The sequence below is a fragment of the Paraeggerthella sp. LCP19S3_G8 genome, assembly GCF_052119225.1.
Lineage (GTDB): Bacteria > Actinomycetota > Coriobacteriia > Coriobacteriales > Eggerthellaceae > Paraeggerthella > Paraeggerthella hominis.
In genome coordinates this window covers 136,276-161,220 of record NZ_JBQKFQ010000003.1, presented here as the reverse complement: position 1 = coordinate 161,220, position 24,945 = coordinate 136,276, and the positions used below count along the sequence as shown (strand labels likewise).

Annotated in this window: 25 protein-coding genes and 1 tRNA gene; 11 read left to right on the top strand and 15 right to left on the bottom strand. The window is 57.5% G+C overall.

Features of this window, described 5'->3' with window-relative positions:
* Window positions 1-111: 111 nt before the first annotated feature.
* Window positions 112-735, bottom strand: coding sequence for a hypothetical protein (locus ACTQZK_RS04370; protein WP_216529303.1), 624 nt, complete (start codon window positions 733-735; stop codon window positions 112-114).
* 389 nt (window positions 736-1,124) lie between these two features.
* Between ACTQZK_RS04370 and ACTQZK_RS04365 the strand changes: the two genes are divergently transcribed.
* The 5 genes from ACTQZK_RS04365 (at window position 1,125) to ACTQZK_RS04345 (ending at window position 5,131) form a co-directional block, all read left to right on the top strand.
* Window positions 1,125-1,388: a hypothetical protein gene (locus ACTQZK_RS04365; protein ID WP_114566737.1), complete on the top strand. Its 264-nt coding sequence runs from the start codon at window positions 1,125-1,127 to the stop codon at window positions 1,386-1,388.
* Window positions 1,389-1,549: 161 nt separating this feature from the next.
* Window positions 1,550-3,862 carry a molybdopterin-dependent oxidoreductase gene (locus ACTQZK_RS04360; protein ID WP_216529304.1) on the top strand — a complete coding sequence of 771 codons (2,313 nt, stop codon included), beginning with the start codon at window positions 1,550-1,552 and terminating at the stop codon, window positions 3,860-3,862.
* A 20-nt stretch (window positions 3,863-3,882) separates the two neighbouring features.
* Entirely contained in the window at window positions 3,883-4,242 is a 360-nt protein-coding gene (locus ACTQZK_RS04355) for an oxidoreductase (RefSeq protein ID WP_114566735.1), read from the top strand.
* 87 nt (window positions 4,243-4,329) lie between these two features.
* Window positions 4,330-4,599, top strand: a complete 270-nt coding sequence (locus ACTQZK_RS04350; protein WP_114566734.1) for a hypothetical protein — start codon at window positions 4,330-4,332, stop codon at window positions 4,597-4,599.
* A 196-nt stretch (window positions 4,600-4,795) separates the two neighbouring features.
* Window positions 4,796-5,131, top strand: coding sequence for a hypothetical protein (locus ACTQZK_RS04345; protein ID WP_114566733.1), 336 nt, complete (start codon window positions 4,796-4,798; stop codon window positions 5,129-5,131).
* Window positions 5,132-5,230: 99 nt separating this feature from the next.
* Here the strand turns inward: ACTQZK_RS04345 and ACTQZK_RS04340 are convergent, their stop codons facing one another.
* Window positions 5,231-6,511: a radical SAM protein gene (locus tag ACTQZK_RS04340; protein ID WP_225749635.1), complete on the bottom strand. Its 1,281-nt coding sequence runs from the start codon at window positions 6,509-6,511 to the stop codon at window positions 5,231-5,233.
* A 179-nt stretch (window positions 6,512-6,690) separates the two neighbouring features.
* Here ACTQZK_RS04340 and ACTQZK_RS04335 point away from each other — a divergent pair, with 179 nt between their 5' ends.
* Window positions 6,691-6,966 carry a hypothetical protein gene (locus ACTQZK_RS04335; RefSeq protein WP_216529306.1) on the top strand — a complete coding sequence of 92 codons (276 nt, stop codon included), beginning with the start codon at window positions 6,691-6,693 and terminating at the stop codon, window positions 6,964-6,966.
* 6 nt (window positions 6,967-6,972) lie between these two features.
* Here ACTQZK_RS04335 and ACTQZK_RS04330 read toward each other — a convergent pair whose 3' ends face one another.
* A complete protein-coding gene (locus ACTQZK_RS04330; protein ID WP_114566730.1) occupies window positions 6,973-7,389 on the bottom strand; it encodes a hypothetical protein in 417 nt (138 codons plus the stop codon).
* A gap of 150 nt (window positions 7,390-7,539) precedes the next feature.
* On the opposite strand from ACTQZK_RS04330, the gene tig reads away from it, so the two are divergent.
* Together tig and ACTQZK_RS04320 are read left to right on the top strand one after the other, a co-directional pair.
* On the top strand, window positions 7,540-8,949 hold the full coding sequence (tig, locus tag ACTQZK_RS04325; RefSeq protein WP_441898611.1) for a trigger factor: 1,410 nt from the start codon (window positions 7,540-7,542) through the stop codon (window positions 8,947-8,949).
* Between the two features lie 65 nt (window positions 8,950-9,014).
* Complete coding sequence (locus ACTQZK_RS04320) at window positions 9,015-9,533, top strand: FKBP-type peptidyl-prolyl cis-trans isomerase (RefSeq protein ID WP_114566728.1); 519 nt, start codon at window positions 9,015-9,017, stop codon at window positions 9,531-9,533.
* 149 nt (window positions 9,534-9,682) lie between these two features.
* Here ACTQZK_RS04320 and ACTQZK_RS04315 read toward each other — a convergent pair whose 3' ends face one another.
* The 5 genes from ACTQZK_RS04315 to ACTQZK_RS04295 all read right to left on the bottom strand — a co-directional run bounded on the left by ACTQZK_RS04315 (window position 9,683) and on the right by ACTQZK_RS04295 (window position 15,565).
* Entirely contained in the window at window positions 9,683-10,459 is a 777-nt protein-coding gene (locus ACTQZK_RS04315; RefSeq protein ID WP_114566727.1) for a hypothetical protein, read from the bottom strand.
* A gap of 673 nt (window positions 10,460-11,132) precedes the next feature.
* Window positions 11,133-11,462 carry a hypothetical protein gene (locus ACTQZK_RS04310; protein ID WP_114566726.1) on the bottom strand — a complete coding sequence of 110 codons (330 nt, stop codon included), beginning with the start codon at window positions 11,460-11,462 and terminating at the stop codon, window positions 11,133-11,135.
* Window positions 11,463-11,501: 39 nt separating this feature from the next.
* Entirely contained in the window at window positions 11,502-12,356 is an 855-nt protein-coding gene (locus ACTQZK_RS04305; RefSeq protein ID WP_225749633.1) for a SpoVA/SpoVAEb family sporulation membrane protein, read from the bottom strand.
* Between the two features lie 426 nt (window positions 12,357-12,782).
* Window positions 12,783-13,718: a DMT family transporter gene (locus ACTQZK_RS04300; protein WP_441898607.1), complete on the bottom strand. Its 936-nt coding sequence runs from the start codon at window positions 13,716-13,718 to the stop codon at window positions 12,783-12,785.
* Window positions 13,719-14,107: 389 nt separating this feature from the next.
* On the bottom strand, window positions 14,108-15,565 hold the full coding sequence (locus ACTQZK_RS04295; protein ID WP_114566723.1) for a helix-turn-helix transcriptional regulator: 1,458 nt from the start codon (window positions 15,563-15,565) through the stop codon (window positions 14,108-14,110).
* 388 nt (window positions 15,566-15,953) lie between these two features.
* Between ACTQZK_RS04295 and ACTQZK_RS04290 the strand changes: the two genes are divergently transcribed.
* On the top strand, window positions 15,954-17,603 hold the full coding sequence (locus ACTQZK_RS04290) for an FAD-dependent oxidoreductase (protein WP_114566722.1): 1,650 nt from the start codon (window positions 15,954-15,956) through the stop codon (window positions 17,601-17,603).
* Window positions 17,604-17,724: 121 nt separating this feature from the next.
* On the opposite strand, the gene ACTQZK_RS04285 is transcribed toward ACTQZK_RS04290, so the two are convergent.
* The 6 genes from ACTQZK_RS04285 to ACTQZK_RS04260 all read right to left on the bottom strand — a co-directional run bounded on the left by ACTQZK_RS04285 (window position 17,725) and on the right by ACTQZK_RS04260 (window position 22,968).
* Entirely contained in the window at window positions 17,725-18,537 is an 813-nt protein-coding gene (locus ACTQZK_RS04285; RefSeq protein WP_225749631.1) for a family 1 encapsulin nanocompartment shell protein, read from the bottom strand.
* Window positions 18,538-18,653: 116 nt separating this feature from the next.
* Entirely contained in the window at window positions 18,654-19,025 is a 372-nt protein-coding gene (locus tag ACTQZK_RS04280) for a demethoxyubiquinone hydroxylase family protein (protein ID WP_114566720.1), read from the bottom strand.
* A 163-nt stretch (window positions 19,026-19,188) separates the two neighbouring features.
* Window positions 19,189-19,974 carry a TVP38/TMEM64 family protein gene (locus ACTQZK_RS04275; protein ID WP_441898604.1) on the bottom strand — a complete coding sequence of 262 codons (786 nt, stop codon included), beginning with the start codon at window positions 19,972-19,974 and terminating at the stop codon, window positions 19,189-19,191.
* Between the two features lie 94 nt (window positions 19,975-20,068).
* Entirely contained in the window at window positions 20,069-21,721 is a 1,653-nt protein-coding gene (locus tag ACTQZK_RS04270; protein WP_418830733.1) for a sensor histidine kinase, read from the bottom strand.
* Window positions 21,709-22,410 carry a response regulator transcription factor gene (locus ACTQZK_RS04265; protein ID WP_418830734.1) on the bottom strand — a complete coding sequence of 234 codons (702 nt, stop codon included), beginning with the start codon at window positions 22,408-22,410 and terminating at the stop codon, window positions 21,709-21,711. Before ACTQZK_RS04265 ends, ACTQZK_RS04270 begins: the two co-directional genes overlap by 13 nt.
* A gap of 90 nt (window positions 22,411-22,500) precedes the next feature.
* Window positions 22,501-22,968: a universal stress protein gene (locus ACTQZK_RS04260; RefSeq protein ID WP_114566716.1), complete on the bottom strand. Its 468-nt coding sequence runs from the start codon at window positions 22,966-22,968 to the stop codon at window positions 22,501-22,503.
* Between the two features lie 227 nt (window positions 22,969-23,195).
* On the opposite strand from ACTQZK_RS04260, the gene ACTQZK_RS04255 reads away from it, so the two are divergent.
* Together ACTQZK_RS04255 and ACTQZK_RS04250 are read left to right on the top strand one after the other, a co-directional pair.
* Window positions 23,196-23,271 (top strand) — tRNA-Thr (locus ACTQZK_RS04255).
* Window positions 23,272-23,380: 109 nt separating this feature from the next.
* Window positions 23,381-23,779 carry a hypothetical protein gene (locus tag ACTQZK_RS04250; protein ID WP_216529316.1) on the top strand — a complete coding sequence of 133 codons (399 nt, stop codon included), beginning with the start codon at window positions 23,381-23,383 and terminating at the stop codon, window positions 23,777-23,779.
* A gap of 148 nt (window positions 23,780-23,927) precedes the next feature.
* Here the strand turns inward: ACTQZK_RS04250 and ACTQZK_RS04245 are convergent, their stop codons facing one another.
* Entirely contained in the window at window positions 23,928-24,689 is a 762-nt protein-coding gene (locus ACTQZK_RS04245) for a class I SAM-dependent methyltransferase (protein ID WP_418830737.1), read from the bottom strand.
* Window positions 24,690-24,945 lie beyond the last annotated feature (256 nt).

Genomic DNA, 24,945 nt, shown 5'->3' with positions numbered 1-24,945 from the left:
CTCGCCCTTCGATGAAGGAGCGAGGGCTTCTTTTTTGCTCGGCTTGATCAGTGCTTCCGGACAGCTGTCCGGGTCTCTCCCGGTTTGCTTGGCGTTGGTGGTCTTGTGTGCCTACTTGGCGTCTTCAGCGAGGCTCTTAGCTTCCTCAGGGGCCTTCTCGAGCTCTTGTAGCTGTTCGTAGGTAAGGCCTCGCCCTTCAAACATCCATCGCTTGAGCTTCTGGGCTTTCGACGCATTGGGGTCTTTCAAGCTTTCGCTCTTTCCTTTGTATTCTTCCTTGATGCCCATGGCCACGATGGCTGCCGTCGCTATGCGCAGCTTGGCGACGTCGCTCGTTTTGATTTCGTAGCATGCCCCACGGTTTTTGAAGTCGACTAGGCGGACGTGGCCTTCCTGCTTCGAGGTGTCTTCGTTGGTGAAGTGGAAAGGGGGGTTGGATAGGCTTCCTTTGACCAGCCAGCGCAGGCCCTCTATGTAATAGTCCTTGAACACTCGCAAGGTATGGAACGCATACTCCCATCGCTCAAGTTGCAAATAGTACGTAAGCGTTTGCGCGTCCGGCTTGATACGCCCCATCTCGCCGCCCATTCGTCCAAATATGGTCACTTTGTCGCGTTCGCTGGACCAATCTCCCTTGAAGCTGAGAAACGTGTCCCCGTCTTCGTACCAGACGTCGAAATCCTCGTGACGGGCCAGTGCGTCCGCGGGCAGATAGACTCGATTGTTCTTTTTCACCAGGGCCTCCTCAGGGGTGTTTGGGTCTGCCGCGATTATAGCGTACCTAAGCCCGTTCGCGCGTCGACCACCAAAAGCAAGAAATGTAAAAAATGGCTTATTATCAGGTGAAACAGAGTCATATCGTACTTGTCTCAAACGAAAATCAACCTCTCGGACCGATGGTATTCACACCAAAATTGTCCTTGTGATTCGATATGCAATTTGCGGAACTACCTATTCTGAAATCACCGGATACGTTGGTGCTTGCAATGGCCGAAGCCGGTATTGGCAAGTCATTGGCACGGTGGCGAAATCCCCGTTTTGCATCGTGCATGACATACGTTGGAGTGGTCGGCGACGGCACGTTGCTGCGGTTGCCGATCAAATGAGGAACGGAGGCTTCCCTTATGTGTTTTAGACCAGCAGATGCGTCCGGCGGCGACGGGATGAACAAGTGCCCCGAGTGCGGTAAGACCATCCAGATGATGGCGGGCGTTACTTTGAAAAAGTGCCCGTTCTGCAAGTGCGATTTCACGCCGTACATCAATGGCGAAAAGCCGCTTCCCGGTGCAGGCGCCCCTGCAGCCCCTGCAGCCCCTGGTGCCCCCAAGGCTCCCGGTGCCCCCAAGCCTCCCGCGGCTCCCGGTGCCCCCAAGCCTCCCACCGCTTAAGGCGAACAGTACTTGGCGATGCCCGTTGGGGATGGGCATCCTTCAGATTTGAAAGCCCGGGGAGGGGGTGATCGCCGAGTAGCTTATGTTTTGGTTTTCTCGCCGCAAGGCGGAAAAAGTTTCTTCAGTATGCGAGTGACGAGCTCAGAAAGAAGGAAAACATGGCATACGGTAAACAGTGGCAAACCGTAATGGAGGATGGGACGGTTGTAACCCGTAGCAATACGTGGTCGCCTCCGGGAAGCCATCCCGTAGGGTACGGCGTCAAGGTTGTTACCAAGGACGGCGAGCTGATCCGCATCGAGGGCGATGACGACAACCCCATCACCACCGGTCGCGTGAACGCAATGAACCTTGCTCTTCGCGAGTACACGTACGCTCCGTCGCGTATCATCCACCCGATGAAGCGCGATTATGCCGATCGCGGCAAGGACAAGTGGGTTCAGACCACGTGGGACGAGGCTCTGGATACCATTTGCGAGAAGGTTCGTTATTTCCAGGAGACGTATGGTCCCGAGTCGATCGTGTGCTTCGGCGGTACTGGTCGCGAGGCCTGCATCTTCTACTATGCGCTGACCTTCTCCGTTCTGCAGTCGCCCAACTGCTGCTACACGCAGTCCGGTTGGTCCTGCTACGGTCCGCGCTGCTCCATTTCCGACTACGTTTTGGGTGCTGGCTATCCCGAGCTCGACTATGCCGGCCATCTGCCTGGCAGCTACCAGGATCCGCGTTACGAAGTGCCGAAGTACATTGTTGTTTGGGGTAAAGAACCTCTTCCGTCCAACGGCGACGGCTTCTTCGGCCACTGCCTGGTCGACCTCATGAAGCTTGGCACCAAGATTATCTCCATCGACCCCCGTATCACGTGGGTGGGCGCTCATGACGGCAACATCAACCTGCAGGTTCGTCCTCAGACGGACACCGCTCTTGCTTTGGCCATCATGAACCTCATGTTCGAGAACGACGAGTACGATCACGAGTTCGCTGAGAAGTGGATCTACGGCTTGGACGAGATCAAAGAGCGTGCTGCTGAGTACCCCGTCGACAAGGTTGCCGAGATCACCACGGTTCCCGCCGAGGATATCAAGCGCGTTGCGCACATTATCGGTACCGAGCGTCCTGTCGGTTGGGCATGGGGTCTGGCGTTCGATCAGAACAAGAACGGCGTGCAGCTGTCCCAGGCGTTCATCATTCTTGCCGCTCTGGCTGGCTCGATCGACCGCCCCGGTGGCCTGACGCTTGGTCCTCCGTCTGCTCTGCTTGGCAAGTGGCGTATGGAGCAGCGTGGCGCTATGGAAGACTCTGTGTGGGAGAAGCGCATCGGTGCTGCTGCATGGCCGGGTCTGTCCACCGGCATGGCTACCACGCAGCCCGACGAGACGCTGAACACCATGGAATCCGACGAGCCCTATGCTCTGAAGATGGGTTGGTTCAACAGCTCCAATTTCCTGACTCCGACCTGCTCCGCTCAGCCGAAGCGTTGGCATAAGGCTCTGCAAAAGCTCGAGTTCGTGGTCGTTCAGGACCTCACCATGACCCCGACGGCTATGGCCGTGGGCGACTACTTCTTGCCGATGGCAACGTGGGCCGAGCACAACGGCATCGTTCTGACGCACTATGGCCGCAACACCGTGTTCATGGGCCCCATGAACAAGGCTCTGCAGGTTGGCGAGTGCAAGTCCGACGTCGAGATCTGCCTCATGTTTGGTCAGCGCCTCAACCCGAGCTGGTGGCCGTGGTACAAGCCTGCTGACGGCAAGTCCCTCGACCTCGATGCTCTGGCAACGGCTGTCGAGGACTTCTACAGCGATCAGCTGAAGGAGCTTGGCTTCGACTGGAAGACCTTCCAGGAGCTTGGCCTGTATCAGCCCGGCGCTCATGGCTTCGAGTACGAGAAGTACGAGAAGGGTCTGCTCCGCTTCGACGGCGAGCCCGGCTTCAACACCATTACCGGCCAGATCGAAGCCTACTCGATTCTGTACGAATCCTGGGGCGAGGACCCGCTGCCGTACTACGAAGAGCCGAACTACAGCCCGATCAGCAAGCCTGAGTTTGCCGGTCAGTATCCGCTGATTTCTACGTCTGGCTCTCGTCGTTACAGCTCGTTCCACTCCGAGCATCGTCACGTGCCGTCTTTGCGTCAGATCGATCCGTGGCCGTGGGTGCAGCTCAACCCGCAGACCGCCGAGGAATACGGCATCACCGATGGCGACTGGTGCGAGGTTTACAACATGTTCGGCGAGGCTCGCTTCAAGGCCGAGGTTACTCCGGTCATCAAGCCCGGTATCCTGAACTGCGCTCATGGCTGGTGGTTCCCCGAGCAGGATGGCGAAGAGCCCAACCTGTTCGGCGTTTGGAAGTCCAACTTCAACAGTCTGGTTCCGCACTTCAATGTTGGTAAGCTTGGCTTCGGTGCTCCTTACAAGGGCGTCATGTGCAACGTTCGTCGCGTCCGTAGCCTTGACCAGGACTAACAAGAAAGGAAGTGACACCAATGGCAGATCAGAAATACGCTTTGCTCGTTGATTACACCTATTTCTCTGGCAATCATGCCGCTGAGATTGCCTGCAAGGAAGAGCTCGGCCTTCCTCTCGATCAGTTCGGCATCAAGGAAGTCGAAGTTGGTCCGTTCAAGAAGGGCGAGGGCAATGACGGCGACGCTTGGGAATGGTTCTACATCCCGTGCCCGACGTCCATCTTCTCCGAGCATTGGGGAACGGGCGGCGATAAGGCCGGCCAGCGCCCGATGGCTGTGCAGGTAGAAGAGTCTGCTTCCATGTACTACGGTACGCTTGAGGAGATGCAGGCCAAGATGGCTGAGTTCGACCGCCCGATGGTGCTGTTCCAGCTCTAAGCTTGCGCTCTAGGTAGGATTACCGTGGCCATCGGTTGCGTAGCCGGTGACCACGGTATCGTGTTGAAGACTGACAAGGAGGGCGAAATGACTCGTGACGAATTTTTGGCACTTGACGCACCCGAGGGCGCAGAGAAGCTGAACGCTCTGCTGGCTGAGGGCAAGAGCCAAGATGAAGCTATGGCTGAGTGCGGCATTACCAAGGCCGAGCTGATGAAGGCGCAGATCTTCTTCGTGAAGGGCAAGTACATTGCCCGCGCTTGGGGCGGTTACACCTCCACGAAGGCTACTGGTAACGAAGGTGCTGGCGAACTTGGTCTTGGCGGCAGCTTCAAGGACATCAAGCCGGCGGAATAAGCTTAAGCGATGTGCTTTTGCTGAAGTGAAGAGAAAGGGCTCGCTTGTTTCTCGGGGCGAGTCCTTTCTTGAAATGGGGAGCACTACGTTGTCCGTAGCGCTTTTCAGGGGGAAAGAGCTTTACGGGCATCGTATTGAAAACTATGGGAAGCGCCGAAAAAGCGAACACCGGACCGCGCAAGGAGGCAAGGCTCTTATGGCAACTGAAGACGAGATCAAGCGAGAAGTCGAAGAACTGGGTCGACTGACGGAGGAGCAGGAGAACATCCTGTACAACATCTGCCTGAAGCAGGACGAACTGGGGCGCGAGTCTACGAACATGCTTTTGAGCAAGCTTAAAGGCAATCCTATATACCAGGATATGCTTGATCGTAAGTACCTGACGTACGACGTGTTCAACCATGGTGGCAAGCATGAGATCGCGTGCTTGTACGTGACACTTAAGGGTATGCGCTACTGCATTCTTTTTGCTGAAGAACTTTCTCTTCGTCGCAAATTGAATCCGGCGGGCGCTCCTTGGAAGGTTGCGTAGTTTCTGTACGCCTGACCGCGCATGCGTGAATAAGAAACGCCCCGGACGTCCGGGGCGTTTCTTTGAAGTTCGCTTGGATGCCGTGCAAGCTTTGTGGCACTATGCTTCGCGCAAAGCCACGTCAATCAGGTAGCTTTCCGAGTCATTGCTCTCGCACACCAAGTAACATGTCATGATGCGGACGGACTTCCCGTTATTTGCCATGATGCTGCGCGCTGTATCGAGAAAGCGCGGAGGGAATGCAAGGGATTGTTCGGCCGGGTCTTCCATGAAGTCGGTGCAGCCTGCTTCTTGAAGCGCTGCGCGTACCGGAGGCACATCCTTTCCAAACACTTTTGCCGTTTTCAAAAAGAAATCGTCGTTGTCGAATACTACGCACGGATGAGCGTTGGCAGCTCGTTCGTTTTTTTGTCGAAGCTCGCTGCGGTGCTTGTTTTCAAGGGAGCAGTAGTGCATTCCAAACGATATTCCCTCGTCAAGTGCCCACTCCATAAGCGAAAGGGCAAGTGCTTCACTACCGGCGACGGCCAAGCCGCCCGAATAATCGTAGTCGTACATGACCTCGAATGGAGGGTTCTTCAGCATGAATCCTCGCTTGCTGAATTCGTCCCAGTTGCAGAAGGGGAAGCAGAATTCCAAAAGGTTGATGCCATCGATGCCGACCTCTTGGAATGCGCGGAACAACTTGTGCATATGTTGCTCGGAACCGGGAATCACCGGCATTTCCACCATGACCGAGGGAATGTGGCGCTTGGCGACGCGCATAGCTGCAATAACTTGCTTTTGCTGATCGGGAGTATCGTCGTCCTTTACGCTGAATCGGATTTCATCCAATCCGGCCGCGCACAATCTCGCAGCGCTCTCTTCGGTCAGCAGATCCCCTGAGGTGTACATGCGTTTGTGTGCGTTTGGCCACGTTCTTTCTGCATGTTGTAAAAAGTCGATCGCGTTTTCCAGATCGAGTAGAGGCTCGCCTCCGGTTAGACCCACGCAAGCAAGAGTTTGGTTCTCGCTTGCCGATCGTTCGAGGGTTTCCTTCCAGGGACAGCCTTCGCGAAAGAACGTTTCGTATTCGGGTTGGTTGTGGTTGAAGCAAAAATAGCAATCTCGGTGGCACTTGAACGTAGTGGAAAACGTTTCCGATCCGCGGTTGCCGGTGCATTCCACGCAGGCCGACGAAAGATGCCCCACGCTGAGACTTGCCCCGCTATTGCGCGAAGCAACTCCTCGTGCAATCAGGCGTGTGCGAAGTTGGGCGCAAAGATCGGCGTCAGCGTATTTTGGAGCGAATATCAACCCCTTTTTCTCAAGGGTTTGCACGTAGCGTTTTTCGACGTCGGCGTATTCGGCGAGGGCTGCATCGAGTGCTTCATCGGACATGCGGGCGCTCCGTTCGTATCTGTTCGACAATGGGTTGTTGAAGATGCGGTTTTTGCATGCTGGTCTGGGGTTATTTGTTCGATCGGGGTTGGACTTTTTGCTTGCTCCATTATAGTCGGTATAGGCGACTTGTATGACGAGACGCATCATTGCTGAGGGCAATACAAGGAGGTCGCGCGGTGGAAGTTCCTGTTGAAAGACGTTTTCAAGGGTCGGTGCGCTTGGTGACGCTGCATCTTTGGCGAGTTGCGAAATCGACCGATCTTGAAAAGGGATTCGAGGTCGCGCGTCGCTTGGGGATGCTTAGCCAGCAGAACGAAGATTTCGTTCGAGCCTGCTTTTTGATTGACGCGCAGATTGATCAGGGGCTCGCGTGCGATGGAGCGGTAGACATGCACATGGTTGACGAGCTGCAAAAATGCGCTATTCGTTTGAATACGGCTGATCCTGCGTAGAGCCTGCTATCCGCATTTGTAGCACGTGGGAGTGAAACTCAGCACCCGCTTGGTGATTTCGGGTTGCGTACGAAGCTTGACGAGCATGTTGTATACAGCCGCTCCGTCTATCGAAACAATTCGCGGATTCTTCGACTTCATAGCAAAGTAGACATCGGCTGCCGTGAGCCCTTCGATCACGAGAGGGCTTTCAACTTTGTCGAAGAAGCGAGGCTTGGGTAGGTCGAGGTAAGAACAGAATTCCCGGTAGATGTCATCGTGCTCAGGTGCGAAGAGCGTTTTGCTGTAATCCGGGCGATGCGTAAGGCAGGATGCCTCTTCAGAAAGCTCGGCATCCAGCTCCGCAAAATAGTCGAGTGCTGCTTGGCCTCGCTGGGCAATTCCCTGTTTGATGTGCTGCTGCTCGCGCTCGTAGGTCCCCATGATTTCCTCCCTGCAAACAAAGGAAAATAAGCCTATTCGTTTCGGTGTTTTCATCGTAGTTTTCGGGCGTTTTCTGCTAAGTTACAAACACCTTGCTTTTGATAGTTTAGCCTGATTAAAGGCCATATAACAAGAATTATAGCAGGGCGATTGTGGTACAATTACTACCATGCAGTCAGCGGGCTTGAATGCAAGTTGAACAGGGTTCAAAAAAGCCAAACATCTTCGAACTACTCGGGGGAAATCGTGCTAATCAAAGACAAAACGCGCGTGGATGATGGCGAGGTTCAAGAGCTCTCTTTCACCATGGTCGCAACGGTGCAGGAAGTCGAAGAATCAGCGAAAGAGTTTTTTCGCCAGATCTCTCAAAAAGATATTCCGGGCTTTCGGAAAGGCAAAGCCCCTCGCAATATCTTGGAGCAAAGCGTAGGCGGTCATGCGAACGCTATGGGCGGAGTTGCCGAGACGCTTATCAATGAATTTGCCTTCAAAGCTATCGATGATGAGGGAGTTCTTTTTATCGGGGATCCTCAATTCAACGTTGCCGAGATGCTGGAAGAAGGGAAGCCGTTCTCGTTCGATGTGTCCGGACCCGTTGCGCCGAGCATGCATCTGGCAAGTTATGAACCGGTTTCTATCGTGATGCCGCCCGAGGAGGCAACCGAGCAGGATATTAAAGCTCAGATTCGCGAACTGCAAAGCTATTACCATTCTTTTGAAACGATCGACGATGCTGAGCATAAAGCCGAATGGGGTGACTATGTTGAAATGACCTTGACCGTGACGAACCACGGCAGGATGGTGTCTGGTCTTGGAGCGGCCGACCGCATGATAGGTCTGGGCGAGGGAACCATGCCCGAATCGTTTGATGCTCAGGTAATTGGTTCGAAAGTCGGCGACAGGCTCGAATTCGACTTCGAGGCAAAAGATGCCGAAGGCGAATCGGAATACGGCGACGGCGAGTTGAGCGCGATCGTCGAAGTCAAGGGTTTGCGAAGATGCATCGTGCCTGAAGTGGATGACGCATTTGCGGTTAAAGTTGGTTGCGAAAATGTTGATGATCTGCGGAAGCAGTTGAAATTGGCCATCAATATGCAGAAGGGGAAAGACCTCCCCGGTCTGATGGTAGATCGAGCGATTGATCAATTGGTCAATCGCCTAGAAGGGGCCGTCCCTGCTTATTACATTGATTTTATTCGTCAAGATGTCGGACGCGAGATGATTCAGTCGCTCAAGCAGCAGGGAACCAGCCTGCAGCAATGGATGCTGCAGAACAGCATTGATGGCGACAAGATGAAAGAAAAAATCTCGATCGAAGCAGAACGCCGCGCAGCTATCGACTGCGCTCTTGAATCCCTGTTCGCGCAAAAGGGCTGGGAGCTTTCCGAAGAGGACATCGATGGAATGTTTTCGAGCGAGCGCGGCCTTGAGGGCACGCGTGAAGATTGGGAAAAGAGCGGTCGCATGGCGTCCGTCCGAAAGATGTGTCGTCAGTCGAAATCGACGGAATGGCTGGTTGAGACGGCTGTGGTCACGGTGGTAGAAGAACCGGTTGAATAAGCGAACTGCCCGCTGGATTGTCTGTCGCGTTGTGGTGGACAATCGATTCGAAAAGGAGATCGAAGATGGAACTTGGCTCTACGGTAACTCTTACCTACACGGGTAAGCTCGATGATGGCACGGTTTTTGGGTTCGCTACGCCGGAGAATCCGATGAAGTTTCAAACGGGTATGGATATGGCGATCGACGGATTCGAGAAGGCTATTCTGGAGATGAACGAAGTGGGCGAGCGTGCTACGTTTATCGTTGATGAATACGGTGGATACGGTGAGTACTTAGAGGATTATACGGCGCGCATTCCCTTGGAGCAGATTCCCGTTTCCGACGTCAAAGTGGGAAAGCGCATTATGCTAGCAAGCGGCGAAGACGGATCGCCTATGCCTGCGACGGTTTTGGAGGTTGGCAAGGGCGTGGTGGTGTTTGACTTGAACCATCCTTTGGCTGGCCAGAATCTCAATTTCGAAGTGGAGATTCTCGAAATCGAAGATGCGCCTGAGAATTTTGTTTCTGCTGCCGAAAAGAGCAAACATTTCAAAGAGCAGTCGAAGCTGCTTGGTGGCGACCAGGGCGAAGACTATCGCTAAGCTTTTTCGCCGATAGTGCAAAAGAACCCCCGCCTGGTTTCAAGTATGGCGGGGGTTCTTTTGCATTCGCGTTGCGGCGCGGGGCTTCGATTTTCTCTTTTGCGCGAAGCATCGAAAAGAATCCTTTTAGATGCTTCGCGCTTTACGTCTTACAATCCTACGAAGCTGTCAGGGAACTGCTTGTTCGCGTTGAGCACGTCGTTGCTCGTGTCTCCGTAGCGCAGCCATTCCGTGTCGGTAGCCTTGCGTTTGATCCTCGCGTTTTCCATGACTTCTTTTAGGGCCTTGGTCTTTCGGGCGTACTCTTCCATTTGGGCGAGGCGGCCCTGCATCTCGATCTGGCGCCTCTTCCGCGCCTTGTCCTGGATGCTGTCTCCGGGAATGATATCGTAATAATCTTCAGGCTCAACGATTATTCCCTGATGGGTTGCGTAGGCTTCGAGCGCGGAGTCTTCTCGGAGGCTTTGAAGCGTGCGCTCTTTGACGTCGGCGTACACTTGCTCAACCGTGATGCCGCGCTGTTGGCTGAAACTCTCCAGGGTCATACCGTTCCGGGCGATCATTTCCTCAAGGCGTACATTCGCGTCGTTGAGCGCACCTTCAACGAGATCTTCGGGGAGCTCTTCAACCAAACGCGTCGCGAGTTCTTTGCAGATAACGTCTTGGTCTGCCAGTTCTTGAAGCTCCCTGCTGTCTTTATACATGTTGTATCGAATGAAGATCAACAGGTCATCTACACTCTTGAAGTCTTCGGTGCGGGTGCTGATCCAGCTGTCGGTAAGTTTAGGCTCTTCACCGGCCTTGCAAATCATGTTTTTCAACCAGCGGATTGCCTGGTCTTTGATGGCGTCTTCGGGAATTCGGATTTCCTCGGCGACTACGTAAACCGGGTCGTACGAGGTGAGAGTGAAGTGATGGCTTGCCATATGATAGCCTCCATGGGTTGAGTATGCGCGCTGTTCCCCGTGAGTTTCCGCGTGTCGCGCGCATGTGACATGCGATCATACTAGACTACGTCATATATTATATAGCAAGCGAATGCGTTGAGAAGGATGATTGGTCGAACCTGTGTGTCCTTAGTTAAATATGGGACTCTGGGGATGATGGATGAGGGACTATCTCTTGCTACCATTGATCGCAAAGAGCGACGACAAGGTGTTCGTGCGTCTAGATCGGTTGAAGGGAGCGAGAGAACGTGTGTTGGTCGTGTAATCCGATTTGCGGCGGTTGCAGACCGCCGCGCAAACGCCCGGTCAAGTGTCCGGAGTGCGGTATGTTCAATGCGGTGGATCTGGAGCATTTCTCTGAACCAAACCCATGTACGAAATGCGGGTTTGATTTGACGGACATGGCTGTTCCCGAGCCTGTGGTGTGTACGATTTGCGGTGAAGTGTGCTACAACTCGTGTAAGAAGGGAAGAACGGATCAACTGACCGAAGATATTCGTCCATGTCTGACGCGTGTGAACGAACCGTTGCGCATGTCAAAATGAGATAGGCTTCTCATTTTGGAAATGATGCCATGGTTTTGCGCTGCCCCTTTTTATAAGGGGCAGCGCTTTTAGGTCGGTAGAGGTGAGCTGCTTTACGGGTGGCGCTTCTACCGGTGTGTCTTGATGCGGTCTTTCGTAATTCCCGTACGATCACAGATGCTGTCGATCTCGCGTCGATTTTTGGCAATGCTGATGCCCGATTGCCCTGCAATGAAAGCCATAAATATAGCTATCAGATAAACAGCGCCGCTGGCTATTGTGCCAACCGACTCGGATGGAATGAGGCCGTACACGTCGAGGGCAGTGCGTCCGAGGCCGAGCAATAGGACGACTGCCATGGCCGCAAGGATCTTAATAAACGCCTTGCGGTTGCTTGCCTTCAAAGTCTCGATGGTTTCGAAGGCCTTAGAGAATTGCTTGCTTGCTTTCTTTGACATGCCGGTCTCCTTGCCGCGCTTTGTTTGCACGTAGGTTCATTATATTCCGTCGATGAACTCCTGGCCTTTCATGCGATGAACTTCTTCAAGCGGCATTCGGCCAAACTTTACCTTATAGATCAAAAAGGTTGCAAGTCCCGTAAAGAACAGTCCTGCGACGGCGAGGAAGAACGAGCCTAGATGGAGCAAGCCGTCGTCGAAAGCTCCCATAGCGAACGACATTCCCACGTTGTACATGTTGTAACCACCAACGGGGATAAGTACGCTGAAGCCTTGTCCCGCCAAGCTTGCAAGTGCGCCAGAGATGCCCAGTGGCGCGAAAACGGATCCGCAAAACCATGCCGTAAGCAGAATCCAAAGCGGCTTGCACTTGGGAGTTATTTTTTTAACTATCAAGTAGACAACTTGGAACAGCATGCAGAGCGCGCCGCCTATCAAGAAGGAAAGAGGAAACACTGTGGAGGTGGTGTTTTTTTCGAGGCTGATCAAGGGCTCTATGCCTGCCATGCCGTAGATGTAGCCAAACAGGATGCTGATGGCTGCCGCCACAAGGTTGAACCAAATCACCAACCAAAGACCAGGGATGATGGCTTTTCCGACGCTAGCATTGTCTTTTGTCCAAGGTCCGATCATCTTCATGCCGACGGCCATGGCGAAACCTGAAAACGGAAGAAGGGCTCCGAAAGTCCCCCATTTCTCTACGATCTGATAGTTTGCAAATCCTCCCAGCACGCATCCGATGACGCCCATGCTGATAAGGGTGGAGCCGCCGATGAAGAATTCCATGGGAGTGTTGGCAAGAAGCTGGGTCCATACCGTCACCAAGGCTTGGGCAATGAGCGCAAATAACCCTCCGATAAAAAAGCTGTATACCACTGTTTTGTACGCTTTCATCAACCATCTCCTCTACCCGTGCGTAAGTTGTTTCTTGTGCAGGCCTTCACGCTTTGACCCCTCGTCTTGCGTGGAGATAAGCCTTTTCAATTGTAGTAAGAAGACGGGTTTCAGCATCCTTCCAAGCGTACTAGGTCTTCGGTATTTCTTTCTTCAGAGGGATGAATTGAAGGTTCTGACGGTGCGTTGCCTGGTGCGCTCGATCGCGGTACATGCAAAGGGTGTCAAGAGCGATCGATGCGCGATGTGCCCCAGAAAAAGGAGAACCGGAAAGCGTTGGAGGACTTTCCGGTTCAGGGTGCTTCAGACGAGTACTATTATATGACATAGTCTACTAATAGGCAAGTGACATTTATCGTTCTGCTTTTGGGCGCGGATCGGCTTGTCGGGCGGTTATCGGTTGGCGTCACGCGCCCGCGCAACCGTTTAATCACGTGGCTTTGCCTTTCGGGCCGCGCGCTTCTTTTCCGCTCGTAAAGGTAGGTATTCGCTCACCACAATGCCGGCGAAGATAAGAGCGAACCCGGCGAACAGCGGTGCGGTGAGGGCTTCGCCCAGAAACATAATGGAAAACGTTACCCCGAAAACCGATTCCGTAGCCAAGAACAACGATGCCGGAGCCGGGTCAACGTGCGCGACTGCGACGTTTTGCAGCAGCAGCGCTATGCACGAAGCGAAGACGGCCAGGTAGGCCAAGCTGGTCCAGGTATCCAGGCCCAACGCGGAGAAATTAGGCGTCGGCTCGAACGCGATGCCTGCGGCGAAACCAAGCGTGCCTGCTACGATGAACTGCACCACGGTGAGCAGCGTCATGTCGCGCCCTCGCGCGTATTTCGCCGTGAACAGCACATGAAAGCTCAGGAACAGGGCGGAAAGCAGGGTGGCCAGATCGCCGAATCGCAGCGACAGTCCCGATGCGCCTGCAAACGAAACGCATCCGACGCCTGCGACGCACACGATGGCTGCCGCTACATTGAATCGCGTGGGTTTGGATCCGCGCAACGCCCAGCCTAAAAACGGGATGATCACGCAATACAGCGACGTCAAGAAAGCGCTGTTGGAAGCTGTGGTATCCGTGAGCCCCGTGGAGTTTGCCCAGTACGCAAAGAACAGCCATGCTCCCAAAATCCCGCCTTTTTTCAGGTGATCCGCATCTAGATTCTTGCGGAAGCGCGGCAGCATGATGACGCCCAGGATGATGCCGGCGGCCGTAAAGCGCACTCCCACCAGCCACGCAGGAGGGAAGGCGTCGACGGTCGACTTGATGACGACGGTGCCTAAGCCCCAAATGGCGGCTGCCAGCAAGAGGAATACCTTGTAGGTCCACAAAGGGCGCGCGCTATGTTGGATGATTTCGGTCACGGTAGAGCATCATAGCACGAAGCGCTTGCGGCAGGAGCGGGCGGCGGATCGACGATGGCTGGCGTGGACCGTGCGTTCTGTCAAAACGAACGAGTTTTGCTGGTCCTCGAGTGAGAATAAACAAAATGCGCACGCTTCTGACCTGGCATTATGCGAAAGCTACTCGCAAACCTTGCTTCCGAGGGGCGAAATTTCCGGCCAAAGTCCCGCAAAACTCGTCCGTTTTGACAGCGGGCCCATGGGTTTCGGTGTAGCGTGCCACGTGCCACGTGCCGCGTGCCACGTGCCACGTGCCGAGTGCAGCGTGCCGCGTGCCACGTGCTGCGCGCCACGTGACGCGTGCCACGTGCTGCGCGCCACGTGACGCGTGTGCCCACGCTGCACGGGCGTCACTCCTCGAACAAGGCTATGACGTCGGCTTTTGAGTGCGCGCCGAGCTTGGCGTACAGATGACGAACATGGGTCTTCACCGTGTTCTCGGAAAGGAACAGCTGCTGCTCGATTTCGGCGCGGCTTTTTCGCTGGGCGATGAGCCCCATGATCTCGGTTTCCCGGGCCGTGAGGCCGTATCGTTCCGCTAGCGACTCGCATCGCGCCATGAACCGTTCGCGCGGACCGGGCACATGCAGCTGTCCGTCAAGGGTTATTCCCGATGCGCCCCAGTCTCCGTTCACGGACTTTTCGCTGGTCCAGACCAGTGCGCATACTAAAACCAGCACGATGCCGCCCAGCGCCAATCCAACAAGGAACGCCTCGTTGAAAAACAGGCTGTTCTGCAGCAGGCATTGGCGGATGCCGATTCCCGCGAAAATTCCCAACTCGCTCAACGCGCGGGCAAGGGCGAAGAGCCGCAGGGTGGGAACCTCGAAGCGAAACGCGATGTTTGCCAGCATGAGCAGTACGAACATGGTGAACCACACGTATGCCAGCTTGAGGGAAAACGAGACGGCGAATCCCCATTGCGGATCAGCGAAGGGAATCGCTGCCAGCGCGATGATGGAAAGGGGCAGGCCAACCTTTGCAAGGAACCGCACGTCGATACGATCTTTCAGCGTGAGCGCCATCACGATGATCACGATACCCGCGAGTCCGGTCGCCACCACGCGGTGGATGGCTCCCATCCAGGTGGCATCGGGGATGACCGATCCTGCGGTGCCGGAAAGAAGTCCGGCGGCCGTCATGATGCCCAGCAGCTTCCAGGGAAGGGGGTAGCGTGTGTTCGCCGAGCGGGCAGGTTCCGTTGGAAGGATGCGCAAGCTCAGCAGGGCGCATGCCAACGACGCCAAGGGAAGCAGCGCCGTTGCGGCGATAGCGTACGGTTCCTGCATGGTGCTGACTGCGAACGAAACTACGGCGGCGGTGATGCACGAACCTGCGCCGTACATGAGCGTGCGCGTGGTTCCCATCTGGCTGTACGCTTCCGCCCAAAGGCAAAAGAGAAAGGCCCCGCCGATAGCCGTTACGGCCGATACGGCAAACAGAATTGCCGCTGCGCTTCCTGCGGGGAACAAGACCAGTCCCAGAAGCGCTGTCCCTGCTGCCGTGATGATTACGAATGCTGCGCTTGCTTTTTTATGACTGCCGAGGCGACCGATGCGGTTTGAAAAAAGGGCGAGCACCAAAAACGTGCCAACGTCGCCTACGCGCATCCCGTAATTGATGGCCGCAAGTGACGCGTCGGGAAATCCGAAGCCAGGAAAAATGAAGGTTACGTGCGTGCAGCATAGCCATGCGACAAGCAGCCCCATGCCCAAAAATCGCAGGGGGAACAGCAGCGCAGCAAAAGAATCTTCCTCTTCTGCCTGATCTTCGGGAACGATGGCTCGTACGACATCACTTGGTTTCACGGCGCCTCCTTGTGGTTGCCATATTGTACCAGGTCGGGTGCGTGGCGTTACGAAGAGACGCGCCTGCATCGTGAGGATGCGGGCGCGCTGCGCGCTGCCGCAAATGCTGGGTATCTGGCAAGGGCTTTTGCTGAGCGCTTGGTCAAACCATGCGTCGAGCGCGTCTTTGCGGCAGTCGCCTGCCTGCATGCATGCCGTGCTTCGGGAGGGGTGAATGCAGGGGTGAGCTTGGATTCACCCCCCTTGTTGGGCGGTTCACCCGCGACAAACCCCAAGGTTGAACGCATGATGGCCCAAGAGCCCAGGGAGGGCAGCCGATCAGCTTGGCATGCGGCACCGACGCCGCGCTCAAGCTGACGGACACGTGAATTCTTCGGAGGGAGTTCTTATGAGCGAGATCACCAAGGGCCTGTCGCGCCGCAGCTTTCTGACGTTGGGAGGCGTGGCCGCGCTGGGCGGAGCCGCCGCGCTGGCCGGTTGCGCCCCGCAGGCGTCGAGCGAATCGAAGTCGGAGTCCGCAAAGGGCGACGACGCCGCTATGAAAACGGCCGACCAGACGAAAGAGTGCGACATCGCCGTAGTTGGCGCGGGCGGCGCTGGCATGTGGGCTGCGGTCGAGGCCGTGCGCGCCGGCAAGAGCGTCGTCGTCATCGAAAAGGGCGCGAACGTGGGCGTGGCGAACGGCTCGCTGGCGGGCGGCCCGTTCATCGTCGGCTCGAAGCTGCAGCAGGAAGCTGGCATCGACTTTACGGTTGAGGAAGCGTTCAACCATATTATGGAGTACGGCCACTGGTCCACGAACGCTGCCGCCATCAAGGCCGCCGTGGAGATTTCCGGCGAAACCATCGACCAGTTCACCAGCGATTTCGGCGTGCCCACCGGCCTGCGTCCCGACAACTACGGCGCCGGCCATGCTTCGGTGCGCGCCAACTTCCAGGCCGATCCCAAGGACTCGAAGACGCAGGCCAAGGGCGAGGCGCGCATGAAGCCGCTTCAGGAATTCGTTGAGTCCGAAGGTGGCGAGTTCCTGTTCAACACCGCTGGCAAGCGCCTTATCATGGAAAACGGCGCATGCGTCGGCGTGCAGTGCGAAGGCGAAGGCGTCATCGACGTGAAGGCCAAGCAGGTCATCGTGGCTACCGGCGGCTTCTTGGGCAGCGCCGACATGATGCTGGAGAAGTTCGGCACGTTCGTGAACCCGCTGGGCAACATCCTGTCCGTGGGCGAGGGCATCGACATGGTGCAGGCTGCGGGCGGCCAGGTGTCCACGCAGTGGGGCATCGCGGGCAACGAGTTCGCCGGCTCCAATCAGAAGGCCGACGGCCTGTACGATCGCAAGAACGCGGCGTTCACGGTGGGCATTTACGGCACGTTGCTGGTGAACAACCAGGGCCGTCGCTTCAGTAACGAAGGCAAGTTCGCGAACCTTCCGCTGGCGCTGGGCGGAGCCATCTCACTGGTGGGCGGGAAGTACTACGCGGTGGTCGACCAGACGTACGTCGACGGCTTGAACGCGGGCACCGATGCGTGGACGCTGTGCGGCTCCGACGCCGAGAACTGGCGCACCGGCATGATGACCCTCAAGGGCAAGGCGCTCGAGAACGTTCAGGCGAACTTCGACGCCGCCGTCGAAGAGGGCTGGGCCTTCAAGGCGGATTCGATCGAGGCGCTGGCAGAGGCCATTGACGCCCCTGATTTGGCGAAGACCGTTGAAACCTACAACGCTGCGTGCGCTGCGGGCAAGGACGACCAGTTCTACAAGCCGGCTTGCTTCCTGCAGCCGGTGGCCGCCGGTCCGTTCTACGCCATGCAGTACGAGCCCAGCGCTTGGGTGACCATCGGCGGCATCCGCACGAACGACCGCTTGCAGGCTATCGACGCCGAGGGCGTGGCCATCCCCGGTCTGTACGTGGCGGGCGCCGACAACGGTACGCTCATGAGCGCGCCGTACACCGACTACGAGGGCTATTCCCTCATGTGCGCGTACTGCGGCGGCCGCCTGGCCGGCCAGTACGCCGCTGCGGCGATCGACGCGTAGCCTTTCGGTTCCCAGGGCGCGCAGACCCCTCCCTTACGCGCCCTGTTCCGTAGCTTCGGCGGCCTGCGCCGCTCGAAAAGAAACGGCCCGCACCTTGTGAAGCGTGCGGGCCGTTTCGCGTTTACTCGAACACGACGATTGCTGCGGGGTCTTTGATGCGCAACGCGGCTGTTTCCATGATGCGGAAGTGGTGGTTGAAGTCCACCAGCTCTGCGTACCCGACCGAAAGATCAAGGCCGAGCGCCAAGTCGAGGTACTCGGGCTCCGCGCACACCAACACGGCCTTGCCTTGGTCGATTGCGCTGGTCATGTAGACGTTGTCGCCGATCAGCTTCTTGATGCGGTCGATCTCCAGCATACCGGTGTTGGGCTGGAGGCGCTGCAAGGCCAGGAACAGATCCGGTGCCACGGCAAGCGCGTAACGGCCCAGGTACCCGGTCTTGGCAAGCTGGGAAACGGCGGCTGCTACGTCGGAAAACCCGTTCTCGCCCTTGTTCCAGTCGGTGCGCTTCATCTTGTTCGCGCCCTTGGCGGTGAGCAGGCCTTCGGTCCCCAGCAGCTGGCTGCCGTTCAGCACCAGGCTGTCCTCGCGGCGCGCAGCCTTCTTGGCTGCGGTAACGGCCGGAGCCAGATCAAGCGGCATGCCCGTTTGGGTGGCCAGCTCAAGATCGCGCCCGAGCAGGGTGAAGTCTTCGTACAGCATGGGCAGTTCAAGTTGCGTGCGCCCGACAATGCGGCCGATGCCGTCTTCGAGCACCTCTTCTTTGGCCACGCCGTCTACGGCGACGGTGGTTGCTCCGGGGCCGAGCGGTCCGTAGGTTTTCAGGAAGCGCCGTGCGGTCAATTGCTGGCGCGCCGTGCTTATGACGGCGTCGTCGATTCGGTTCCAAAGCTCAGCCGAAAGATCGGCCGATTCACGAGCGAGGTAATCCATATCGAACTCCTTTCGATTTGGGAAAGCGTGCGGCCACGCGCAAGGCAGAAAGCAAAGCCGACTGTCTTGCTGGGTCGTCGGCGGAAGGGCGGGCCCCTTCCGCACAGGTGGCAAGGTTAGGAAAGATCGCCCACCGTAGGAGCTGCTGCGGGTTCGGCGGGCGCCGGCGCAATCTGACCGTCCGTCTTGATGCCCAGGTCTTCCAGCATCTCCTGAACTTCGCCTTCGCCGTCCAGGAAGAACTCGGTTTCCTTCGGATCCAGATGGCGCATCAGCGTGATGAGCTCGCCCATGTGGGCCTTCTCCTCGTCGCGGATGTCGGCCAGCACGGCCTTAGCCGCGGGATCGTCGGTGGCCAGGTAGTGGGATTCGTACAGGTAAATAGCCTCAAGCTCTCCTGCGATGTCAAGGCGCAGTGCCTGCATGAGCTCGGCGTTGGTCATTTTGCGGTCGACGTTGCCGGCAAACGGATTAGCGAAACTGGGCATAGGGGCCTCTCTCTCCTTGTGTCGCTCCGATGAGCTGGCCGGTTGCGCTGTGGCCATAGCGCTCGTTGGTGGCGACTTCAGTGAACTTCTTGTCGTCATCATACGCTCTTCGTTCGAGAAGAGAGGTTACGAATCGGTAGTTATCAGTAACTATTCTCAATAACTACACGGTTTCGGTTTTAGTTCGCGTGACGTGCCGATAGGCGAGCACGCCGATTCCCGCCAGGCCAACGGTGATGGCAGCCACGATGGCCGCTGCGGCGTAGTTGCCGCTGCCCACCGCCCCGGCTACGAACGTAGACGAAACGATAGACGGAATGCGTCCTACGGTCGTGAGTGCCACGATGCGCCACGCCGGGCTCGTTCCCAATCCGGCAACGTATGTGAGCAGGTCTTTCGGCGTTCCGGGAACAAGGAACACCAGAAACAGCACCAGCTCGAACCGCCGCGCGTCCTGCAGCCATTTGACTTCCGAAATTTTCTCGGGAGGGAAGAACAGCCTCACGACGCGCATGCCGAAGGTGCGGGTGAGCAGCAGGGCAAGGCCGGTTCCGATCGCGCTTGCCACCAGACACCACAGGGTGCCTTCGACCGTGCCGAACGCGTATCCGGCCGCGAGTTCAAGCGGTTCGCCGGGAAGGAAGGCTAGCACCACTTGAGCGGCGTTCGCTGCGACGAACGCGATGCGCCCCCCGATCCCCATGCCTTCCACCCATGCGCGGAAGCGCTCGGTATCCGATACGAACGCCAAAGCTTCGGGGCCGAAGCGAACGCAGAGCGCAATCAAGCCTGCGGAGCAGGCCAGCAGGGCAACGATGAACGCCGCGCGCTTCGCTATTTGCAGCTGCCGCGCGCGAGCGGCAGCTGCAGCGGCGCTTGCGGCGCAGGGAGGGAACTGCGACGAGGCGCCTGGCGCGATGGTTCGATGCAGTGCGGTGATGTCGTCCATGGGTGTCTCGATTCTCTGGTGCGATTAGCTTGCATCAGATGCTACGAGCCAAATATCTATTCCCGGTCAACGTCGCGTAAACTATAGGTCGAGTTCAAGGTCGGCATGCGAACCGCGCCGTCACGCGCGCGCCTCCTTCGGGGCGATTTTCGAGCGTGAGCGATCCGCCGTGCTTGTCGCACAGCAAGCTGCTGATGTTGAGCCCCAGGCCAAATCGCTCTTTCGACGGAGTCTCGCTGAAGAACGGCGCGCAGCCGTTCTTCAGGGCCGCGCATGAGAAGCCCGGCCCGTCGTCGTCCACGATGAGCACGAGTTCTTCACAGCCTTCGTGTTCTGTCGGCCGGACGTCCAGGCGCGTGGACACGGTTTTCGATGCGTAACGGAAGGCGTTCGCTAGAAGATTCTCTGCCACTTCGCTTACGAGCGAGCCGTCAACGCGCATCGAAGGCTGCTCGCATGCGCATCGCTGACTGGCGAACAGGGCGAAGCGCGCCTCGTTCGAGCGAGCCAGGCCGTTGCCGGCATCTTCGATCAGTTCGGCTATGCGGCTGAACGCGATGTCGGACCGTTCGGGTTCGCGATCCTCCAGCTTCTGGAGGCTGCTCATGGCCGCGACGTAGCGTTCGAGCCGTTCGACCTGGGCCGAAAGCGCCGCCGTCGAGGCTTCCAGCTGCTCGGGAGACGCCGTCCCCGCTTTGATGCGCGTATCCAGAAGCTCGATCTTGCCTTTCAGTATGGTGAGCGGCGTGCGCAAGTCGTGCGCGAAGGCAGCGTTGAGGCGCTTTCTTTCCTCGACCGTGCGCCACAGCGCTTTTTGCGATTCCGCCAGAGAAGCACGCATGGTTTCAAACGACTGAGCCAGTCTTCCCAGTTCATCGTCGCGGCCGCGCGCCACCGTGAAATCGAGGTCTTGCTTGGCTATTTTTTCGGTGGCGTTGTCGAGCACGGCAAGGCCCGGAGCAAGCCGCATGCGGAAAAAGCGGCGTGCGGCGGCGAATATGCACACGCCGAACCACAAGGGAAACATGAGAAACGACAAGAACCCGAACAGGGAGGAAAGAGCCAATGCGCTTGGTGATGCCGGCGTGCTGAGGTAGTAGCCGACGGGCGACGTCATGGGTCCTTCCGCCGCGGAACCTTCGGCCGTGTTCAGGGAGAAGAGCGGGGCATAGGGGCTGTCGGGGTTCTCGGCCAGCCATGCGTCGAATCGCTCGCGCGCCCATGCGTCGTAGGCGGGCAGGTTCGCGAGCGTCGCTTCGGTTCCGAAGGTGAGCTCGGGCGTTTCCTGCTCGCCGCTGGATTCGTAGTTGAAGTCGTAGACGAACGAGTAGTCGCTCGCGTCCGCTACGGCGGTGCTTTCGGGCAGCTCAGCCCGCGCGATCGACTGCATGCCGTCGCGTGCGCTTTGCACGAACGCCAGGCGGCTGTCGGACGTGACTTCGATCGACCGCGCCGCCACTAGGGAGTCGGTTTCCTTGTCGTAGAGGTAGAGACCCGATATTTCATAGGCATCGGCGGTCGCTTCGTTTTGCAGGCTGCCGAACAGCGCTGACGTTGTTAGGGACAGCACGAGCGCCGCAATCAGGAACAGCAGCATGTACGCCATGAACGAGGTCTTGAGCGATGCGTTGCGCCAGCGTTCCCTCAGCTGCGCGAGGCGGGCCGCACCTACGGACGCGCCGTTGTCGCCGTTGCTCGTGCCTGCGGGCCTGCCGTCGGCGCCGCCGGCCCGACCTACGCGCGCCATCGGTACCCCATTCCCCACACGGTTTCGACGGGGTCGTTTTCCGCTCCAGCCTTCGCCAGTTTCTTGCGGATGCGTCGGATGTGCTCGGTGACGACCGATGGGTCGCTCTCGTTCTCCCAACCGCCGACGCGTTCGTGAATTCGATCGCGCTCAAACACTTGACCAGGGTGTTTGGAGAGGAATGAAACAATGTCGAACTCGCGTCGCGTCAGCTCGACCGCGCTGCCCGCAACGCTGACGGTGCGCGCGCTGTAGTCGATGACGATGTTGCCGTCGAAGCGCACTTCGGCTTTCGTTTGGCGTCGTTGCTCTCGATTGAGGTGCGCGCGGATGCGGGCGCCCAGTACCGCTAGCGAGAAAGGTTTCAGCACGTAGTCGTCGGCACCCGCCTCGAACCCCTCAAGGGCGTCGATATCTTCCACGCGAGCCGTCAGGAACAGGATAGGGCAGCTTAGGTGTTCGCGAATGCGTCGGCATACCGTGTAACCATCCATTTCCGGCATGCCGACGTCAAGCACGATGAGGTCGGGCTTTTGCTGAGCCCGCTTGAGCGCCGTTGCTCCGTCTTTGGCGGTAAGAACATGAAAGCCCTGGTCGCTCAAATATTCTTCCAATAGTTCGACGATATCGGGCTCGTCGTCCACGACAAGCACGGTGGTGACGTCGGTAGGTTTCTGTCCTGCTCTCATATGGTTCTTTCGCTTTAATGGGCATGCACGCGGCGAAGCATAGCACGGGAATCCCAACAAACGATCAACGCGCGGCCGCTGTGCGCTTCGCTATTCCTTGACCACCAGCACGGGGATGGGGGCCTCGCGAAGAACGTAGCTGCTCACGCTGCCCAGAATGCCGCGCAGCGCGCCCAGCCCGCGCGATCCCATGACGATGAGGTCGCAGTTGCATTCGTCGGCGTACGAGACGATTTGGGTTCCGGGGTGCGTTTCTTCGAGGATCTCGATGCGGATGCGATTCATCAAGCCGTCGATGATCCCATCGATCTGGCTATGCAGACGATCGTTCGCTTCGGCCGTTACTTCCTCGAACGCCTTGCGCATGCCTTCGGGCACGGCTGCGTCCACTATGCTCTGCGCTTCCAACCTGTTGATGACCAGCTTGTTCGTGTCTATGATCTGCACGATGTGCAGCGTAAGGCCGGGGTCTTCCTTGGCGAAGCGCACGGCCTCGGCCAGCGCGGCGTCGGCCGAGGCCGATCCGTCGTAGGGGACCATGACGTTGTCGTACAGCATGAGGACTCCTCTCTTTCGCACGGGGCGCATCGTTGCGATGGACCCGCGAAGGTGTTTCCAGTATAGCAGCCTGCCTGGTGCGCTCCCGGTTGGCGGGGAAGCTGTTGCTTTCACGCCTGCGCGCAGGCCGGGTTGTGGAAATTCCTGCGAGAAATCCACGAAAGCCCTCTTGCGAGGTGAGCGGGCTTTCTGTATACTTCATGTTCGCGCTTCGCAAGAGGCCGTATGCCAACGTGGCTCAGCTGGTAGAGCAACGCACTCGTAATGCGTAGGTCAGCGGTTCGAATCCGCTCGTTGGCTCCACGAAAGATGCAGGCCGTCAGGGTAGAACCTGGCGGCCTGTTTTTTATCAAGATCCACGGGTAGGGATGCCCTTTCTTTCGAAAGCAATGCGACTTCTGCAGCCTGTATAATGGCACCCATGAAGCAATCTAGGGGAAAGATCATCATCTCGCCAGACCTCAACGTCTGGCCGCACGAATACGAAACGGCCAAGGCGCTCGCGATGGCGGGCATGACCGTGGAGTTTATCCGTCGCAGCGAGGAGTACCGAACCACGTCCGCCGACGTGATCGTGAATGGGCTGATCTGGGAAATTAAAGCCCCCGAATCCGACAAGGCGAAAGTTATTGAGAAGAACTTGCGAAAAGCGCTGCATCAGTCGAAGAACGTCATCCTCGATGCTCGAAGGATGAAGAAACTACCCGATATGGTCATTGAGCGCGAGGTGCGGAAATGGTGCTGCGAGTTGAGAACCATCAAGCATTTGATTTATGTGAATCGTAGCGGGGAAGTTTGCATCATCAAGTGATACCTGTTAGAGTACGTATTAGCAAAGCGCCCGAATGGTGAGCATTTCACTTCCTCCGGCGCTTTCTTTTGTTATACAAAGACTGGTCAACAACCTCACCCGGAATGAGGTGCGGGAAGGCGGGATGCGGGCGGTTCCGCGCACTCTCCTAGGCTTTCCTTCCGATGTAGAAGACGTATCCGTAATGGCGTCCGTACGTTGCGTACAGCTCGACTTCGCGTCGGTTTTCCGCCACGAACGCCGCCACGGTTTCATTGCCGGGGTACGTTTCCAGCAGCTTTTCGAGCGCCGTTTCGCGCGGTGCGAAGTACTCGTCGGTCCAGCAGCTTTCCGGTAGCGTGAAGCAAGCGATGAGCCGATACCCGCAGTTCTGCAGGACTGCGATGTTGTGGCTGATCGAATCCAGCCCGCTTCCAGCATCGGTCCAGAACTTCTCGATGACGGCAGGGTGCTGGTTCGTAAGCCACGAGGGGCACGTTACGGCAACGTAGCCGTCCTTTTTGAGGAAGCGGTGCCAATGGGCAAGCCCCTTCTCCAAACCGATGTTGTCGACCGCGCCTTCCGACCATATAAGATCGAGCGACTCCTGCTCGAAGGGCAGGTTGTCCATCGAGCCGACCACGCCTTGCACCCGATCCTTTAGCCCCAGCTGATCGGCGCGTTCGTTCAGTACGTCGATAAACTGGGGGAACAGGTCGAGGCCGACCACGGTTCCCGTCAGGTGCTGCGCAAGCTCGAGCGTTTGCGGCCCGCTTCCGCAGCCCAGATCCGCTACGTTCGAGAAGCCGTCAAGCTCGCCTAGGAAGCTCAAGGCTCGGCGCGTCGTGTCGTCGCTGCCCGGCCCTTGCCTTTCCAGGTGCACGTGAGCCTCGATAAGCAGGTCGATTATGGATGGCTGGTTGGTTTCCATGTTCGGAGTCCTTTTTCTTGGGGCGCCCGGGACGTCATCCGCCGGAGTTCATTTCATCATACCCGATGGGCGGGCGCACTCCCCGACTCCCATGCTCGATTCGTTGCCGCGCGCGGCAGGGCGCGGTGTCCGCGGGCGAGCGCTCGGCAGGGCGAACGGGCGCGCATGGTTGCTAGGTGCTGCGCGCGCGGCAGGGCGCTCGCGAGCTCTTGGATGCTTTTCGTGCAACGGAAACGACGGCCTTGGCGACTTCGAT